This is a genomic window from Providencia sp. PROV208, assembly GCF_028479465.1.
In the GTDB taxonomy this organism is placed as follows: Bacteria; Pseudomonadota; Gammaproteobacteria; order Enterobacterales; family Enterobacteriaceae; genus Providencia; species Providencia alcalifaciens.
On record NZ_JAMPNS010000001.1, the window covers coordinates 85,447 to 102,198 of the forward strand.

Below are 16,752 nucleotides of genomic sequence, written 5' to 3' on the forward strand. Positions count from 1 at the left end.
AGTGGAAGTCTATACAAACGAACAAGATCAAGTTGATGCGATCAAACGTTTTTTCGCGAATAACGGCGTTGCATTAGTTGTTGGGCTGGTAATTGGTGTCGGTGGTGTATTTGGTTGGAACTATTGGCAATCACACAAGTCGAATGTGTTGCAAGAAAGCGCAGCAAAATACGAAGTGGTGAATACACAACTGCGTTCAGGCTCAGCTGAAGGTATTCAAGCTGCGCAAAAATTTGCAGCAGAAACTAACGATGTTTACAGTGCAATGACTGGACTGGAACTGGCGCAAGTTTTTGCTGATAAAGGCGATTTAGCCAGTGCTGAGAAAGCACTGACGGACGCATTAGCGAAAGCAAAAACTGTTGATATGCAAGATGTGATTAATCTGCGTTTAGCACGTATCCAACTTGCGCTCGGTAATGCAGATGCAGCGCTTGCTTCAGTTGCAAAGATTCAAGGTAAGTCATGGCAAGCTACGGCACAGGATGTCCGTGGGGATGCTTTACTCCAGAAGGGTGATAAATCCGGCGCTAAAGCGGCATACACTCAGGGGTTAGAAAGTGAAGGTTCTCAATCACTCAGAGGCATTTTGACTCTGAAATTGAACAACGTATCTAATTCATAAGAAGAAAGGAAACGACACACTATGCAGTTGCGCAAAACTCTTTTGGTAGGCCTGGTTGCTTCAGCTTTACTTGCCGGTTGTTCCAGCGAAACTGATTCTATTGTGATGGCGCCATTACCACAGGTTGAGAATCAATTTACACCTTCAATTGTTTGGGATAAGTCCGTTGGTAATGGTGTTGAGCAGTTCTATTCTGAACTCTCTCCAGCATGGGATGGCTCGGCAGTTTATGCTGCGGATCGCAAAGGTTTAGTTAAAGCGCTTGAGCTTGAAAGCGGCAAAGAGCTGTGGTCTGTCGATTTATCGAAACGTACTGGTTTTCTTTCTGCCAATTTATCTGCGTTACTGTCTGGTGGTTTGACCATCTATGATGACAAAATTTTCATCGGCACTGAGCGTGGTACAGTTATCGCGCTGAATAAAGAAAACGGTGAAGTGCTATGGGATGTGGAAGTGGCGGGCGAAGCCCTATCCAAACCAGTCGTTAATGGCGATATGGTTATCATCCACACTAGCAATGGTCAATTACAGGCACTGGATACCGCGACTGGCGCGATTAAGTGGACTGTGAATATGGACACTCCATCGCTTTCATTACGTGGTGAGTCTGCGCCTGCGGTTGCATTTGGTGCCGCTATTGTTGGTGGTGATAATGGTCGAGTTAGTGCGGTTCTGTTGTCTCAAGGTCAGCTGATTTGGCAGCAACGTATCTCTCAAGTCACCAGCTCAACAGAAATTGGTCGTTTGAATGATGTGGACATGACGCCAGTTATTGATGATGGCAAAGTGTATGCAATTGCTTACAACGGCACATTAGCTGCGTTAGATATGCGTTCCGGTCAGATGTTGTGGAAACGTGATTTGGGTTCTATCAACGATATGGTGTTATCGGGTGATAACTTATATTTAGTTGACCAAACGGATCGCGTTCTTTCTGTTCGTAAGAGTGATGGTGTGACGTTATGGACTCAAGACCAGCTGCTTAACCGCGGATTATCGGCACCAGAAGTTTATAATGGCTACATCGTTGTGGGTGACAAAGAAGGTTACTTACACTGGCTAGATACCAGCACTGGCGGATTTGTGGCACAGAATAAATTGAACAGTTCAGGGATCCACAGCCGTCCTGTCATTGCAAGTGATAAACTGATGGTTCAGGCAAGAAACGGAACAGTTTACCTGTTAACACGTTAATTTCCTGACAAGCAGACAATTTATCGATAAAATAAACGGTTCCTGAATACAGGGGCCGTTTCGTTTTTTTGTTTTCTGAGTTTAAGCCTCAGAATTCTATTAGTTAATTAAAGTTGTGAGGCACTTAAGAATGATACCCGTCGTAGCGCTGGTTGGGCGTCCAAACGTAGGAAAATCCACGTTATTTAATCGATTAACCCGTACCCGTGACGCACTTGTAGCGGACTTTCCCGGTCTGACTCGTGATCGTAAATATGGTCGTGCAGAAGTTGAAGGGCACGAATTTATTATTATCGACACGGGTGGTATCGATGGTACAGAAGAGGGCGTAGAAACCCACATGGCGGCACAGTCGCTCCAAGCGATTGAAGAAGCTGATGTTGTCCTCTTTATGGTAGATGCCAGAGCGGGATTAATGCCTGCGGATGAAGGCATCGCTAAACACTTACGCAGCCGCAAGAAAAAAACCTATTTAGTTGCCAACAAGACTGATGGTATTGATGCCAATATCGTTGTTGGTGATTTTTATTCACTGGGTCTGGGGGAAATCTACCCGATCGCCGCATCTCATGGTCGTGGTGTAACTCAGCTAATTGAGCACTCTTTAAAACCTTTCATTGAGGTTGAAGACGAAGAAATTGAACTCACCGACGAAGAAGCTAACGCAGCTTATTGGGCGGAGCTTGAAGCGGAAGGTGAACTTTCTGAAGAAGATGAAGACGATTTCGATCCCTCTACGTTACCGATTAAACTGGCGATTGTCGGACGCCCAAATGTGGGTAAATCAACGCTGACGAACCGTATTTTAGGTGAAGATCGCGTTGTTGTCTTTGATATGCCGGGGACAACCCGTGACAGTATTTATATCCCAATGGAGCGTGATGAGCGTGAATATATTCTCATCGACACTGCAGGGGTTCGTAAGCGTGGTAAAGTCACCGAAACGGTTGAAAAATTCTCGGTGATCAAAACGCTGCAAGCGATTGAAGATGCGAACGTTGTACTTCTGGTCATCGATGCGCGTGAAGGTATTTCTGACCAAGATCTTTCCCTGTTAGGTTTTATCTTGAACGCAGGTCGTTCACTGGTTATTGCAGTGAATAAATGGGATGGAATGAAACCTGAAGATCGCGAGCACGTTAAAGATATGCTGGAGCTACGTCTTGGGTTTGTGGACTTTGCACGTATTCACTTTATCTCTGCATTGCATGGCAGTGGTGTCGGTAACTTGTTTGAATCGGTACAAGAAGCTTATGAGTCAGCAACTCGTCGCGTCGGTACTGCACTGTTAACCCGTATCATGAAAATGGCAGAAGATGAGCACCAGCCACCACTGATTCGTGGTCGCCGTGTGAAAATGAAATACGCCCATGCTGGGGGTCATAACCCGCCAATCGTCGTGATCCACGGTAACCAAGTCTCTGATTTACCCGATAGCTATAAGCGCTATTTAATGAACTATTTCCGCCGTTCATTAAATGTGATGGGAACGCCAATTCGTATTCTATTCAAAGAGGGTGAAAACCCATATGCGGATAAGAAAAACAAATTGACGCCAACTCAGCTACGTAAACGTAAACGCTTAATGCAGCATTTGAAAAAGCGTTAATAGCGAACTGTTCGCGCGATAAACAGACCAAAGCCGTAACGTAAATGTGTTGTTACGGCTTTTTCTTATTAATAATCGGCACTCCCACAGCCCTAAAAATTAACGTTGTTTTAATGACTGAGGAAAACCATGGAAATCAATTCAACCACACGCCTGAATAAATACATTAGCGAGAGCGGTATCTGCTCTAGACGTGAGGCTGACCGTTATATCGAGCAAGGTCATGTTTTTATTAACGGTAAACGTGCAGGGATCGGCGACCAAGTCTCTGCTGGAGACGTGGTGAAGGTTAATGGGCAGCTGATTGAGCCGCGCAATGAAGAAGATTTAGTGTTAATTGCCTTAAATAAGCCGGTTGGGATCGTGAGTACTACGGAAAGCGGCGAAAAAGACAACATTGTGGATTATGTCAATCACAGCACTCGTATCTTCCCAATTGGTCGCTTAGATAAAGATTCCCAAGGGTTGATATTCCTGACGAACCACGGTGACTTGGTGAATAAAATTTTACGAGCTGGCAATGACCACGAGAAAGAATATATTGTCACCGTCAATAAACCTGTGACGGATGAGTTTATTCGCGGTATGGGTGCCGGAGTGCCTATCTTAGGAACGATGACTAAGAAATGTAAGGTCAAAAAAGAAGCCCCTTTTGTTTTCCGTATTACGTTAGTCCAAGGTTTAAACCGTCAAATTCGTCGTATGACAGAGCATTTTGGTTATGAAGTCACTAAGCTAGAGCGTGTGCGGATCATGAATGTGAGACTGACAGGCATTCCTGTGGGTGAATGGCGTGATTTGACGGATGATGAGCTTATTGAATTGTTTAATCTGATTGAAAAATCAGAATCGGATGTTAAACCGAAAAAAGCTGCAAAACCTCAAGCACGTGCCAGTAATAACAAGCCATCGGGAAAACAAGGCTCAGGTAGTCAAAAACCTAAGGTAAATGCAGAACCACCGAAAAAGAAATTTACCCAGCCTGGACGTAAAAAGAAAAAACGTTAATTGAATTCAGAAGTGAAAAAAGGTTGAGAATAAGTGAATTAACTGCATTCTTGACCTTTTTTATTATGTTAGGTAAAAGTCAGCCTCTCTGTGGGCCGACAATAATCGATAAATCACAAATTAGAACTTAGTTTAATTTTAATCCTACATCCAACCAGCTTTGGCGAGTTGCCAATTCAATTTTCTCATCAAAGAGATTTTTTGCTGAACGGACTGTGGCATTAGCAAATTCAATAAATGTCGCAGTATTTGACACGCTAGGATCAGAGACTGCCGCCACCCATATTTTGCCTGCAACTTCCCAAGAGTATCCTCCCAGTTTTGTTGCCAATAAATAGAAGGCTTTGTTTGGAATACCTGAATTGATATGAACACCACCATTATCAACATATCGTGGTAAATTTCGGTATTGATCCATATGGCCGACTTGTGGGTCTTGGTTTGATTTTGTGAAATAGTAGGCGGTTCCCGGCGCTTTCATTGAGCGTAAAGCAGGTCCTTTTTTCGTGTCGATGAATAATTTTTCACCCAGTAACCAGTTAGATTGCTCCGCGGTTTGTTTTTGAACATATTGCTTCACCATAATACCTAATACGTCAGCAACAGATTCATTTAATGCGCCGGATTGGTCAACATAGTCAAAATCAGCCTGGGAGCTAATAAATCCATGTGCAAGCTCGTGAGCGATTATATCAATATCGTTGTAGAAGGGACCAAAAACTGTTCCATCACCATCCCCAAAGAAAATAGCTTGAGAATTCCAAAATGCATTGGCGTAGTTTTTATCATAATGGATAACCGCATTGATATCAGCATCACAACCAAACATCTGATCAATATTGAGTTTCTCCTTGAGGAATGAGCGGATCAGTCCAATGGCGTCAAATACACGATGGGCTGGCTCGGTTGGCGCTACCTTATCCTCCTCTCGCATGATGATTGCAAAATCGCTATGTGCCATATGCTCATCGGCAGGCATTTCTTCGCGGCGACAAATCGGTAGGCTAGAGTGATTATGTGTGTAGTTTTCTACGCGTTGCTGTGCATCGCGGATCAGGCGATTGTAGGTTCCTCCCGTTATATTACAAGCGCTAGATAATAACTGACGTTGATAACTCGCATCTTCATGAGTATAAGTGCGGCTCATAATGTCATTGATATGGAATAATGTAGATTTTAAATTATTACACAGGCTTTCTTGGTAGAAGTGTGAAATTAAGCTAGGTGATAATAGTGAACGACCAAGTATTTGACTCATTTAGAACTCCATTTTGTTTGACGAAATGGAATCATAAACGGTTGTGATTTTATTGTAACTACATGATAATTAAGCTATTAAATCAATATCTGCTAATTTTTATTAGAAAAACCAGCAGATAAAAATCTGATTAATTACAAAAGTTTGTATTATTTATTATGCACGAGCCAATTTTTACCAGTGATTAAGAAATCAGTATATAGCTTAGCCTCTGGGCTGCCTTCTTCAGGATGATAATCGTATTCCCAGCGGACTAAAGGTGGCATGGACATTAGAATGGATTCAGTACGTCCACCACTTTGCAAGCCGAAAAGGGTGCCTCTATCCCAAACGAGGTTAAACTCGACATATCGCCCTCGACGATATAACTGGAATTGGCGTTCACGCTCGCCCCAAGGTATTTCACGACGTTTTTCCACGATGGGAACATAGGCTTGTAGAAAGCCATTTCCAACATCTTGGGTGAAAGCAAAACAGGTTTCAAAGTCCCATTGATTTAGGTCATCGTAGAATAGACCACCGATACCCCGCGGTTCATTCCGATGTTTTAAAAAGAAATAGTCATCGCACCATTGTTTAAACTTAGGGTATACCTCATCACCATAAGGCGCACATAATGCATTAGCGACAGAGTGCCAATGTACAACGTCCTCTTCAAAACCGTAATAAGGGGTTAAGTCGAATCCGCCGCCAAACCACCATACGGGCTCCATCCCTTCTTTTTCGGCAATAAAAAAGCGCACATTAGCATGAGTCGTAGGAATATAAGGATTGAGAGGATGAATAACTAATGAAACACCCATCGCTTGATAACTACGACCTGCTAATTCTGGGCGGTGTGCGGTGGCTGATGCGGGCAGTTTTTCACCTTTTATATGTGAAAAGTTAACACCGGCTTGTTCAAACAGAGCACCTTGAGTTAAAACTCGGCTGCGCCCACCTCCGCCTTCTGCTCGCTCCCATGTTTGTTCGAGGAACGTTTCTTTGCCGTCTAACGCTGTTATTTTCTGGCAAATAGTATCTTGCAAGCTTTGCAAATAGGCTTTTACACGGTCAATATCTGGGTAATTCATTGTTTTTAAATAGAACCATTGGGAGAAAGAAAATGAGTAAAGTATACCCCGTTGAGGTAAAAAAGGCATATTGATTATTGATTGTGTATCAAAAGCAGTGATAATGGCAGGAAGTTTAGCTCAAACGGACAAAATGATGGAAATACGCATATTTCGCCAAAATGATTATGAAGATGTGCTGACGTTGTGGGAACGCTGTCAATTGAATGAAATTTCAGGGGATCCTGAACTAGATATTGAGCGTAAATTGCAATGTGGCGCGGATCTTTTCTTAGTTGCCGAGGTATCCGGTGAAGTGGTTGGCACTATCATGGGGGGATACGATGGGATTCGGGGAACCGCAGTCTATTTAGCTGTTCATCCTGAATATCGTGGGCGTGGTATTGCCAATGCGTTAGTGAGCCGTTTAGAGAAAAAATTGATTGCCCAAGGTTGTGACAGAATTGAGCTGTTGGTCAACGAAGAATCTGATGCAGCAATCTGTATGTTTGAAAAAATGTTGTATGAAGAAGAGCAAGCCGAGCGTTTAATTTATTCGAAAAAACTGACCCTCGACGTGGATTTTTAAACTGCCAGTGATTATTTTCTTGGCAGTTTAGCTAACTAGCTTGAATTTTTTATTAAATAGACTGTCTCAATATGCATTATATGACCCGCTAAAGAGGATGGTATGTCCCAAAACGCATTCGTAACCCTATTTAAAGTTTCTTTGCTTGGTGGCGCAGTGATGCTATCAGGCTGTGCTGGAAAAAGTTTTTTCTCTCCATCAACCTGGTTTCACAGCCCATTGATGATTTCTGATGCGGGTGTTGGTGCCATCACCAGCCTGACACCGATGGATCGTGACGTGATTAATAACCAGCTTGATGATCGTTATGTTGTACGTGGCGGTATGCAACTTGAAAATGGTGAAATGATATCTGTATTTCAAGCCATGAAAGATTTAGACGTTGCAGTGGAAGTCTTTGGACCCGAAAAAGGCACCGTTTCACGTATTGTGGTTAATGACCCGGATATGCTGACGGAATGGGATACTCAAATTGGTACTGAGTTTGGTGATATTTATCAGAAAGCTTATGGTTCATGTTCCCTTGGGGAAGCCGTCGATAATATTCCTACGGTACTGTGTGTTGCGCCACAAAGTAGCAAAGTGGTCTACAAATTTAGTGGTAAATGGCAAGGTCCTGATAATTTAATGCCAGCTGATGAAGTATTGAAGACATGGAAGGTGTCACAAATTATTTGGCATAAATAAATTACGAATACATGTACCGTAAGTTTTTGGATTGTAGAAAACAATAACTTACGGTTTTAATTTATTGCTAACACTGATATTTATCTTTTCCTCACGTCAAACCCTTCTGAATGACCTAGACTGATTAACTCTTGCGTTAAAACAAGGTGAAAATCATGATTAATGCGATAAACTATTTTAAAGTATAGGTTTGTGTAATTTATTCATTCTAAGGGGTTTATGCATGTCTCATTCCCAAAGTGGTATTTTGAAGGAACATAGTCGTTTCGGCATTTTTATTGAAGCCATGGTGACTGGGTCACTAGAAGAGGTTAAATCAGGATGCAAAGTTTTTGTTGATGAATTAACCAAACTGCAAGCAAAATTCCCCGATGATCGTCTTGGCGCGGTGATTGCATTTGGCTCTGAGGTGTGGAAGCAATTAGGGCACGCGAGCGTGGCGCCGGAATTAAAACCATTTCGTACGTTAGGTAAAGGATTAGCGCCAGCCACTCAGCGCGATATGCTGATTCACATTCAATCATTACGTCATGATATTAACTTTTCTTTAGCGCAGGCTGCTCTGAAGGCATTTGGGCAATCTATTGAGGTTGTTGAGGAAACTCATGGCTTCCGTTGGGTGGAAGATAGAGACTTAAGTGGCTTTATTGATGGCACAGAAAACCCACAAGGTGAAGAAATCGCTGAAGTCACGTTGATTAATCAAGGCGATGATATTGGTGGTAGCTACGTGATGGTGCAGCGCTATGAGCATGACCTGAAAAAATGGTCTCGTTTTTCTGAGCATGAACAAGAGAAAATGATTGGCCGCACTAAACACGATAGCGTTGAATTAGACGAAGATGCGCGTAATAAAACATCTCATGTTTCTCGCGTGGTGATTGAAGAAGAGGGGGAAGAGCTCTCTATTATGCGCCATAGCCTGCCATACGGCACGGCAAGCGGTAAACATGGTTTATTCTTTATTGCCTACTGCGCAACCATCCATAATATTGAACAGCAATTACTGAGCATGTTTGGTGAAACTGATGGTAAATATGATGATCTGCTACGTATGACTAAAGCCGTTTCTGGCAGTTATTACTACGCACCATCAATTGAAAGATTATTATCCTTATAATCTTATTGTGATAATTCAAGCTGTCGCGGACAGCGGCAGCTTGAAAGTGTTTACTGATCAGTTTCTTGTAGTCCTTTTCGTGCTGCAGCAGAGTGATATTGATCCTCTCGGCACATCCATCATATTTATCCATATCGATATCAACGAATAACCAAAATTTACGCTTAGCAAGTGGTCATATTTGTTCTCGACATTTTGCCGCAGGATCTCTATGAGCTTTACTCATTACATTAACCTCTTAAATTTCCATCAGATTTTTTAGCTTATTGCTATAACCTCTTTATTATTCCAACTTGATATATCAAATGATGATTGATAACTACAAAGTTATAACCAAAACATATACATTGTTTTTAGTTAATGTTTGGGTTTAGTCACAAGTAGGGATCTCATGAAAAAATCAATGTTAAAAAATACGGGGTTAGCGAGTCTGGCGATGTTTTCGTTGATGAGTAGCGCATCCCTAACGGCAGCTGAGTTATTGAACAGCTCTTATGATATTTCACGAGAGCTATTTGCAGCATTAAATCCAGAATTTGAAAAGCAATGGGCGCAGGAAAACCCTCAAGAACCACTGACTATCAAGCAATCCCATGCGGGCTCATCCAAGCAGGCATTAGCGATTTTACAAGGCTTAAAAGCCGATGTGGTGACGTTTAACCAAGTGACGGATGTGCAGATCCTTCATGATAAAGGGCAATTGATCCCTGCAGATTGGCAGGCGCGCTTGCCGAATAATAGTTCGCCTTATTATTCGACAATGGCGTTTTTGGTCCGTAAAGGTAATCCTAAAGGCATTAAAACTTGGGATGACCTTGCACGCAGTGATGTGAAATTAGTTTTTCCAAACCCAAAAACGTCGGGAAATGGTCGTTATACCTACCTTGCGGCATGGGGGGCTTTCAACCAAGAAAATGGAAAAGACAGTCCAAAAACCCGTGAACAAATGCAGCAATTCCTGAAAAACGTCGAAGTTTTTGATACCGGAGGGCGAGGTGCAACGACGTCATTCATTGAACGGGGATTGGGGGATGTCTTAATCAGTTTTGAATCAGAAGTGAATAATATTCGCAGCCAGTACGGTGAATCAGATTATGAAGTGATTGTTCCTCCTGTGGATATTTTGGCGGAATTCCCTGTCACGTGGGTCGATAAAAATGTGCAAAAAAATGGTACAGAGAAAGCCGCGAAAGCGTATTTGAATTATCTGTATAGCCCAGAAGCTCAAAATATTATCACTCGTTTTAACTATCGCGTGAATGATAAGCAAGTCATGGCGGAAAATAAGAGTAAATTCCCAGCAACTCAGTTATTTACGGTGGAGTCTCAATTTGGCAATTGGACGAATGTCATGAATGAGCACTTTTCCACGGGCGGTGAATTCGATCAACTCATGGAACAAGGTCGCCGTTAATGCAGACATCAGGAAAGCGGTTTTTACCGGGTTTCGGACTGACTTTAGGCAGTAGCTTATTTTACGTCTGTTTAATCTTGCTATTGCCTTTAAGCGCGCTTGTTGTGCAGCTTTCCGATATGACATGGCAACAATATTGGGCAGTAATTAGTTACCCTCAGGTTGTTGCGGCCTATAAAGTAACATTACTCGCTGCGCTCGTTGCGAGCTTATTTAATGCGGTCTTTGGAATGTTACTGGCATGGATCTTGACCCGCTATCGTTTTCCTGGACGCTTATTCTTAGATGGACTGGTGGATTTACCCTTCGCATTGCCTACCGCCGTTGCAGGGCTGACCCTTGCAACATTATTTGCGACATCAGGTTGGTATGGTCAGTATCTACATCAGTTTGATATTAAAGTAGTGAATACATGGCTAGGTATTGCAGTTGCCATGGCATTTACCAGTATTCCTTTTGTTGTCAGAACGGTTCAACCGGTTCTGGAAGAGTTAGGTCCGGAATATGAAGAGGCGGCTCAGACCTTAGGGGCAACGCGTTGGCAAACTTTCCGACGTGTGGTGTTACCCGAAGTATCCCCTGCATTAATTGCTGGAACGGTTTTATCTTTTACACGCAGCCTTGGTGAATTTGGTGCGATTATTTTTATCGCCGGAAACATTGCGTGGCAAACGGAGGTGGTCTCCTTAATGATTTTTAGCCAATTACAGCAATTTGATTATCCAGCCGCGAGTGCCATTGCTTCCGTGATTTTAGCCGTGTCATTATTTTTACTCTTTACAGTGAATGTTATTCAAAGCCGTTTTGGTAAACGATTAGGCGGGCACTAATGGGACAAATTACACCGTTTCCGATGACTCAACGTAGAAGTATCAATTGGGGAAAATGGGCGCTCATTACGATAGGGCTATTCTTTTCTACTTTGTTATTAGTGGTACCAATTATCTGGATTTTCATCACCGCCTTTCAAAAAGGGTTGGGGGAAGTATTAGCCAATATTGGTAATCCCGATATGCTGCATGCAATTGGACTAACCCTGCTTATTGCATTAATAACGGTACCAGTGAATTTGGTGTTTGGAGTGATGTTGGCGTGGCTTGTAACGCGTTTTCAGTTCCCAGGTCGCCAATTGTTACTGACGTTAGTGGATATTCCTTTTGCTGTTTCTCCGGTCGTGGCGGGGTTGCTCTATTTGTTGTTTTATGGCTCGAATAGTTGGTTTGGCGGCTGGTTAGAAGGGTTTGATATACAAGTCATGTTTTCATGGCCGGGAATGGCATTAGTGACTATTTTTGTGACGTGTCCATTCGTGGTAAGGGAGCTAGTTCCGTTAATGCTGAGCCAAGGAAGCCAAGAAGATGAAGCGGCAACCTTATTGGGCGCATCGGGTTGGAAAATGTTCTGGAGAGTAACGCTCCCCAACATCCGCTGGGCATTACTTTATGGTGTTGTATTAACGAATGCACGAGCTATCGGTGAATTTGGTGCAGTCTCTGTGGTATCTGGTGCTATTCGTGGGGAAACCTATACATTGCCTCTGCAAGTGGAATTACTTCATCAAGATTACAATACCGTCGGCGCATTTACTGCTGCGGCAATTTTAGCGTTATTAGCGATCATCACGTTGATTGTAAAAAGTGCTTTGCAATGGCATTTAAGCCGGCAGCAAACTGAGTCAGGAGCCCATTAATTATGAGTATTGAAATTAATCATGTCGGTAAATTGTTCGGCAGAACGCAGGTGCTGGACAACATCTCATTGGATATCGGCTCAGGGGAAATGGTAGCGTTGTTAGGACCTTCAGGTTCGGGTAAAACCACGTTACTGCGCATTATTGCCGGATTAGAGCAGCAAAGTCACGGTTCGTTACGCTTTCATGGGCAAGATGTTAGCCAAGTACATGCGAAAGACCGGCATGTGGGGTTTGTTTTCCAACATTATGCGCTGTTTCGTCATATGACGGTATTCGAGAATGTCGCATTTGGTTTGACGGTGTTACCGAGAAAACAGCGCCCATCTAAGGCGGTTATTAAGCAAAAAGCCATGGAATTGCTAGAGATGGTGCAACTAGCGCATTTGGCTGAACGGTACCCATCTCAGCTTTCTGGTGGGCAAAAACAGCGGGTAGCGCTAGCAAGAGCATTAGCTGTTGAGCCGCAAATTTTATTGCTGGATGAACCTTTTGGGGCTCTAGATGCTCAGGTGCGTATTGAATTACGTCGTTGGCTACGTCAGCTCCATGAAGAATTAAAGTTTACCAGTGTCTTTGTGACGCACGATCAGGAAGAAGCCATGGAAGTAGCAGATCGGATCGTGGTGATGAGCCAAGGGCATATTGAACAAGTTGGCACCCCGAATGAAATTTGGCAAGCACCTGAAACACGTTTTGTCCTTGAATTTATGGGGGAGGTGAACAAAATTGCTGGGAATATTCGAGGTTCTCAATTGCAGGTAGCGAATTTTACCTTCCCACTGCCTCAAATCAGTGCTCAACAAGGCGATGTCGATGTGTTTATTCGTCCTTGGGATATTCGTTTGCAAAAGCAAGCGGATGAACTTCACCAGCTGCCCGTGAGAGTCATTGAATCAGGACCTAGAGGGCATTTTTGGCAATTAACCGTGCAGCCTTTAGGGTGGAGTGAGGAAACGTTATCTGTGGTATGGCAGGATGCAAATACGGTTCCACTGAGAGGCGAACATTATTATTTAGGAAGCCAGCAGACACAAATTTATCAGGGAAAAGAGCCATTATTTTTCCCCTCTCTTGCTAAAAGCGCGTAGATTTAAAAGGGATGATTGATTTTAGAATTGATTGTTAATTATATTATCAATCAATAAAAAATTATTATAAGGAAAAACACAGTGTCAACGTTGGAACAGTTTATTGGTCATACGCCGTTGGTTCGTCTGCAACGCCTGACCGAAGGTCTGGATGCAGAAATCTGGGTCAAACTCGAAGGTAATAACCCCGCAGGCTCTGTGAAGGATAGGGCGGCTTTCTCAATGATTAACGAAGCGGAAAAACGCGGGGAGATCAAGCCAGGGGATACATTAATCGAGGCAACCAGTGGCAATACGGGGATTGCGTTAGCCATGATTGCGGCAGTGAAAGGTTACAAACTGAAATTGCTGATGCCGGACAATATGAGCCAGGAGCGTAAAGCATCGATGCAAGCTTATGGCGCGGAGTTAATTCTAGTCAGCACGACGGTAGGCATGGAAGGCGCGCGAGATTTGGCTCAAGAGATGGCAAACAATGGCGAAGGAAAAGTTCTAGACCAGTTCAACAACCCAGATAATCCGTTGGCACATTTTACAACAACGGGACCCGAGATTTGGCAGCAAACCGCAGGAAGAATCACCCATTTTGTTTCCAGTATGGGAACCACAGGGACAATAACTGGGGTCAGCCGTTATTTAAAAAGCCAATCACCCGATGTGCAGATTGTGGGTTTACAACCCGCTGAAAAGAGTCAAATTCCAGGTATTCGCCGTTGGTCTCCAGAGTATCTACCGGGTATTTTTGATAGTCAGTTAGTCGACCATGTGCTGGATGTGAACCAGCAAGAGGCTGAAGATACCATGAAAGAGTTAGCAAAACGTGAAGGTATTTTCTGTGGTGTGAGCTCCGGTGGTGCTGTTGCGGGAGCTCTGCGGGTGGCAAAAACGAATCCTAAAGCGGTGATTGTCGCGATTATTTGCGATCGTGGAGACCGGTATCTATCAACGGGTGTTTTTGATAAATAAGACATTAATAAACTAAAGTCAGAGTGAAACTTCCAATAAAAAACCACCAGTATCGATAAGTGACTGGTGGTTTATCATTCAGTGGTTTATTTCAGGTTTAGCGCAATTATTTCTTAATACGCATAATGACGGTTTCACCAACAGTCACTGTACCACTCAATTTATTCAGTTCTTTAATCTCGTCCATGTTTGAAATAACAACAGGCGTTAGAACTGATTTCGCTTTTTCTTCTAACAGAGCTAAGTCAAACTCAATAACGACATCGCCTTTTTTCACAGATTGACCTTCTTCTGCGATGCGTTTAAAGCCTTCGCCTTTAAGTTCAACAGTATCAATACCGAAGTGAACAAACAGTTCGATACCATCATCAGATTCAATTGAAAATGCATGGTTAGTTTCAAAGATTTTACCGATTGTACCATCAACCGGAGCCACAATTTTGTTGCCAGAAGGCTTGATAGCAATACCGTCACCGACAATTTTTTCTGCGAACACAACGTCTGGTACATCTTCAATATTGACGATTTCGCCAGATAATGGCGCGATAATTTCAATATTGCCACTGCTACTCTTGTCTTCCGAAACTAGTGATTTCAGTTTGTCAAACAGACCCATGGACCTTCTCCTAATCGTTTTATATGGGACCGAACTAATGTGCTGCTGTTAGCATAACGTTTTTTCTTGGATAAAGGTATCTACAAGTTTCATCAATTCTTCGGCTGTTGGTTGAGCAAGTGCTTGTTCCGCTAGCGCTTGTGTATCTGCATAATTCGCATTACGAATCAGCTTTTTGATACGAGGAATTGAGATTGCGCTCATACTAAATTCGTCCAGCCCCATGCCTAACAGCAATAAGGTCGCACGTTCATCACCTGCTAATTCACCACACATACCCGTCCATTTACCTTCTGCGTGAGAAGCGTCAATCACTTGTTTAATCAAGTTCAAGACGGCTGGAGACATCGGATTATAAAGGTGAGAAATCAGCTCATTACCACGGTCAACCGCTAAAGTGTATTGAGTGAGATCATTCGTCCCAATACTGAAGAAATCAACTTCCTTCGCCAAATGATGTGCAATAATTGCTGCGGCTGGTGTTTCCACCATAATACCGACTTCAATGGCTTCATCAAAGGCTTTGCCTTCTTCTCGTAGCTGCCCTTTAAGCATCTCAAGTTCTGCTTTCAGTTCCCGAACTTCTTCAACAGAAATAACCATCGGGAACATGATACGCAGTTTACCAAATTTAGACGCCCTTAAAATAGCTCTTAATTGAGAGTGTAGAATTTCTTTGCGATCAAGACAAATACGAATTGCACGCCAGCCAAGGAATGGGTTCTCTTCTTTCGGTAAATTCATGTATGGTAAGTCTTTATCGCCACCAATATCCATGGTACGAACAATGACAGCTTGACTACCCATGGCTTCTGCTACGGCTTTATAGGCTTGGAATTGCTCTTCTTCTGTAGGTAGAGCATCACGATCCATGAATAAAAACTCAGTACGGTATAGACCCACACCCTCTGCACCATTGCGTTCAGCACCAGCGACATCGCGCACGGTACCAATGTTGGCACAGACTTCGACTTGATGACCATCTAAGGTTATTGCGGGTAAATCCTTTAATTTTGCCAGCTCTTCTTTTTCTTGCAGGTACTCATTTCTGAAGGCTTTCAGTTTGTCAATTTCGCTTTCAGATGGATTGAGATAAATGGTGTTGTTTACGCCATCTAACACAATGAAATCACCGCTTTTCACTTTGCTGGTGGCGTCAGTTGTACCGACGATAGCAGGGATTTCTAGTGAACGAGCCATGATAGAGGTATGAGAAGTACGACCACCGAGGTCAGTGATGAAGCCTAAAACTTTGTCTAAGTTCAACTGAGCGGTTTCGGATGGGGTTAAATCAGGTGCAACTAAAATAACTTCCTCGGTGATTGCGCTTAAATCAACAATTGGAATATTAAGGATGTTTTTGAGTAAACGCTTACCGATGTCACGCACGTCTGCTGCACGTTCTTTTAAGTATTCATCATCTAGCGCTTCGAGTGCTTGTGCTTGGTCTTCGATCACCGAATAAACGGCAGCATCCGCTGTTTTTTTATCGCCTTTGATGAGGGAGACAATTTCTTGCTCTAACTCTTCATCTTCCAGCAGCATGATATGACCTTCAAAAATCTCAGCTTTTTCCGCACCAAGATTTTTTTCTGCTTTCTCTTTGATAAGGCTAAGCTGCTCAGCTGATTTGTTTCGTCCATCAATGAAGTTTTGGATCTCTTTATCGATTTGCTCGTCAGTAATTTTACGGGTGCTGACAACAATAGGATCTTCTTTGAGGATGAGAGCCTGACCAAAAGCAAAACCTGGGGATACTAAAATTCCTGAAATCATAATATTACCTTACTACTGATAGGAGTTTTGATGTTGCAGAGACAACAGTAGATATAA

At 43.0% G+C, this 16,752-nt stretch carries 16 protein-coding genes; 12 read left to right on the top strand and 4 right to left on the bottom strand.

Annotated features, from left to right (window positions below):
• Window position 1 precedes the first annotated feature (1 nt).
• The 4 genes from PR766_RS00380 (at window position 2) to rluF (ending at window position 4,436) form a co-directional block, all read left to right on the top strand.
• Window positions 2–625, top strand: a complete 624-nt coding sequence (locus PR766_RS00380; RefSeq protein WP_036974983.1) for a YfgM family protein — start codon at window positions 2–4, stop codon at window positions 623–625.
• Window positions 626–646: 21 nt separating this feature from the next.
• The gene (gene bamB, locus PR766_RS00385) at window positions 647–1,819 is read left to right on the top strand and encodes an outer membrane protein assembly factor BamB (protein WP_036963899.1); all 1,173 of its coding nucleotides are present in this window, start codon (window positions 647–649) and stop codon (window positions 1,817–1,819) included.
• 130 nt (window positions 1,820–1,949) lie between these two features.
• Window positions 1,950–3,428: a ribosome biogenesis GTPase Der gene (gene der, locus PR766_RS00390; protein WP_006658623.1), complete on the top strand. Its 1,479-nt coding sequence runs from the start codon at window positions 1,950–1,952 to the stop codon at window positions 3,426–3,428.
• Window positions 3,429–3,557: 129 nt separating this feature from the next.
• Entirely contained in the window at window positions 3,558–4,436 is an 879-nt protein-coding gene (gene rluF / locus PR766_RS00395) for a 23S rRNA pseudouridine(2604) synthase RluF (RefSeq protein WP_154636379.1), read from the top strand.
• A gap of 127 nt (window positions 4,437–4,563) precedes the next feature.
• Here the strand turns inward: rluF and PR766_RS00400 are convergent, their stop codons facing one another.
• Complete coding sequence (locus PR766_RS00400; RefSeq protein ID WP_154636380.1) at window positions 4,564–5,694, bottom strand: M4 family metallopeptidase; 1,131 nt, start codon at window positions 5,692–5,694, stop codon at window positions 4,564–4,566.
• Between the two features lie 149 nt (window positions 5,695–5,843).
• Window positions 5,844–6,767 carry an oxygen-dependent coproporphyrinogen oxidase gene (gene hemF / locus PR766_RS00405; RefSeq protein WP_006661310.1) on the bottom strand — a complete coding sequence of 308 codons (924 nt, stop codon included), beginning with the start codon at window positions 6,765–6,767 and terminating at the stop codon, window positions 5,844–5,846.
• 136 nt (window positions 6,768–6,903) lie between these two features.
• On the opposite strand from hemF, the gene PR766_RS00410 reads away from it, so the two are divergent.
• The 8 genes from PR766_RS00410 to cysM all read left to right on the top strand — a co-directional run bounded on the left by PR766_RS00410 (window position 6,904) and on the right by cysM (window position 14,303).
• Window positions 6,904–7,335: a GNAT family acetyltransferase gene (locus PR766_RS00410; RefSeq protein ID WP_154636451.1), complete on the top strand. Its 432-nt coding sequence runs from the start codon at window positions 6,904–6,906 to the stop codon at window positions 7,333–7,335.
• A gap of 102 nt (window positions 7,336–7,437) precedes the next feature.
• Window positions 7,438–8,022 (top strand): RpoE-regulated lipoprotein, encoded by a 585-nt coding sequence (locus tag PR766_RS00415; protein WP_006661312.1) that lies wholly within the window; start codon window positions 7,438–7,440, stop codon window positions 8,020–8,022.
• 223 nt (window positions 8,023–8,245) lie between these two features.
• Window positions 8,246–9,142 (top strand): Dyp-type peroxidase, encoded by an 897-nt coding sequence (locus tag PR766_RS00420; RefSeq protein ID WP_006658617.1) that lies wholly within the window; start codon window positions 8,246–8,248, stop codon window positions 9,140–9,142.
• A 391-nt stretch (window positions 9,143–9,533) separates the two neighbouring features.
• Window positions 9,534–10,556, top strand: a complete 1,023-nt coding sequence (locus PR766_RS00425) for a sulfate ABC transporter substrate-binding protein (protein WP_036979689.1) — start codon at window positions 9,534–9,536, stop codon at window positions 10,554–10,556.
• The gene (gene cysT / locus PR766_RS00430) at window positions 10,556–11,386 is read left to right on the top strand and encodes a sulfate/thiosulfate ABC transporter permease CysT (protein WP_006658614.1); all 831 of its coding nucleotides are present in this window, start codon (window positions 10,556–10,558) and stop codon (window positions 11,384–11,386) included. The genes PR766_RS00425 and cysT overlap by 1 nt, the downstream gene beginning before the upstream one ends.
• Window positions 11,386–12,246 carry a sulfate/thiosulfate ABC transporter permease CysW gene (gene cysW, locus PR766_RS00435; protein ID WP_006658613.1) on the top strand — a complete coding sequence of 287 codons (861 nt, stop codon included), beginning with the start codon at window positions 11,386–11,388 and terminating at the stop codon, window positions 12,244–12,246. The genes cysT and cysW overlap by 1 nt, the downstream gene beginning before the upstream one ends.
• Before the next feature lie 2 nt (window positions 12,247–12,248).
• Window positions 12,249–13,337 carry a sulfate/thiosulfate ABC transporter ATP-binding protein CysA gene (cysA, locus tag PR766_RS00440; protein WP_006658612.1) on the top strand — a complete coding sequence of 363 codons (1,089 nt, stop codon included), beginning with the start codon at window positions 12,249–12,251 and terminating at the stop codon, window positions 13,335–13,337.
• An 81-nt stretch (window positions 13,338–13,418) separates the two neighbouring features.
• Window positions 13,419–14,303: a cysteine synthase CysM gene (gene cysM / locus PR766_RS00445; RefSeq protein ID WP_006661316.1), complete on the top strand. Its 885-nt coding sequence runs from the start codon at window positions 13,419–13,421 to the stop codon at window positions 14,301–14,303.
• Window positions 14,304–14,409: 106 nt separating this feature from the next.
• Here cysM and crr read toward each other — a convergent pair whose 3' ends face one another.
• Together crr and ptsI are read right to left on the bottom strand one after the other, a co-directional pair.
• A complete protein-coding gene (crr, locus tag PR766_RS00450; protein ID WP_006658610.1) occupies window positions 14,410–14,919 on the bottom strand; it encodes a PTS glucose transporter subunit IIA in 510 nt (169 codons plus the stop codon).
• 48 nt (window positions 14,920–14,967) lie between these two features.
• Window positions 14,968–16,695: a phosphoenolpyruvate-protein phosphotransferase PtsI gene (gene ptsI, locus PR766_RS00455; protein WP_006658609.1), complete on the bottom strand. Its 1,728-nt coding sequence runs from the start codon at window positions 16,693–16,695 to the stop codon at window positions 14,968–14,970.
• Window positions 16,696–16,752 lie beyond the last annotated feature (57 nt).

What these genes read in the sequence shown, in the direction of transcription:
- PR766_RS00400 (WP_154636380.1), bottom strand. Translation starts at nt 5,694, where the DNA reads ATGAGTCAAATACTTGGTCGTTCACTATTATCACCTAGCTTAATTTCA.
- PR766_RS00410 (WP_154636451.1), top strand. Translation starts at nt 6,904, where the DNA reads ATGGAAATACGCATATTTCGCCAAAATGATTATGAAGATGTGCTGACG.
- hemF (WP_006661310.1), bottom strand. Translation starts at nt 6,767, where the DNA reads ATGAATTACCCAGATATTGACCGTGTAAAAGCCTATTTGCAAAGCTTG.
- PR766_RS00425 (WP_036979689.1), top strand. Translation starts at nt 9,534, where the DNA reads ATGAAAAAATCAATGTTAAAAAATACGGGGTTAGCGAGTCTGGCGATG.
- cysT (WP_006658614.1), top strand. Translation starts at nt 10,556, where the DNA reads ATGCAGACATCAGGAAAGCGGTTTTTACCGGGTTTCGGACTGACTTTA.
- cysA (WP_006658612.1), top strand. Translation starts at nt 12,249, where the DNA reads ATGAGTATTGAAATTAATCATGTCGGTAAATTGTTCGGCAGAACGCAG.
- crr (WP_006658610.1), bottom strand. Translation starts at nt 14,919, where the DNA reads ATGGGTCTGTTTGACAAACTGAAATCACTAGTTTCGGAAGACAAGAGT.
- der (WP_006658623.1), top strand. Translation starts at nt 1,950, where the DNA reads ATGATACCCGTCGTAGCGCTGGTTGGGCGTCCAAACGTAGGAAAATCC.
- cysW (WP_006658613.1), top strand. Translation starts at nt 11,386, where the DNA reads ATGGGACAAATTACACCGTTTCCGATGACTCAACGTAGAAGTATCAAT.
- rluF (WP_154636379.1), top strand. Translation starts at nt 3,558, where the DNA reads ATGGAAATCAATTCAACCACACGCCTGAATAAATACATTAGCGAGAGC.
- ptsI (WP_006658609.1), bottom strand. Translation starts at nt 16,695, where the DNA reads ATGATTTCAGGAATTTTAGTATCCCCAGGTTTTGCTTTTGGTCAGGCT.
- bamB (WP_036963899.1), top strand. Translation starts at nt 647, where the DNA reads ATGCAGTTGCGCAAAACTCTTTTGGTAGGCCTGGTTGCTTCAGCTTTA.
- PR766_RS00415 (WP_006661312.1), top strand. Translation starts at nt 7,438, where the DNA reads ATGTCCCAAAACGCATTCGTAACCCTATTTAAAGTTTCTTTGCTTGGT.
- PR766_RS00420 (WP_006658617.1), top strand. Translation starts at nt 8,246, where the DNA reads ATGTCTCATTCCCAAAGTGGTATTTTGAAGGAACATAGTCGTTTCGGC.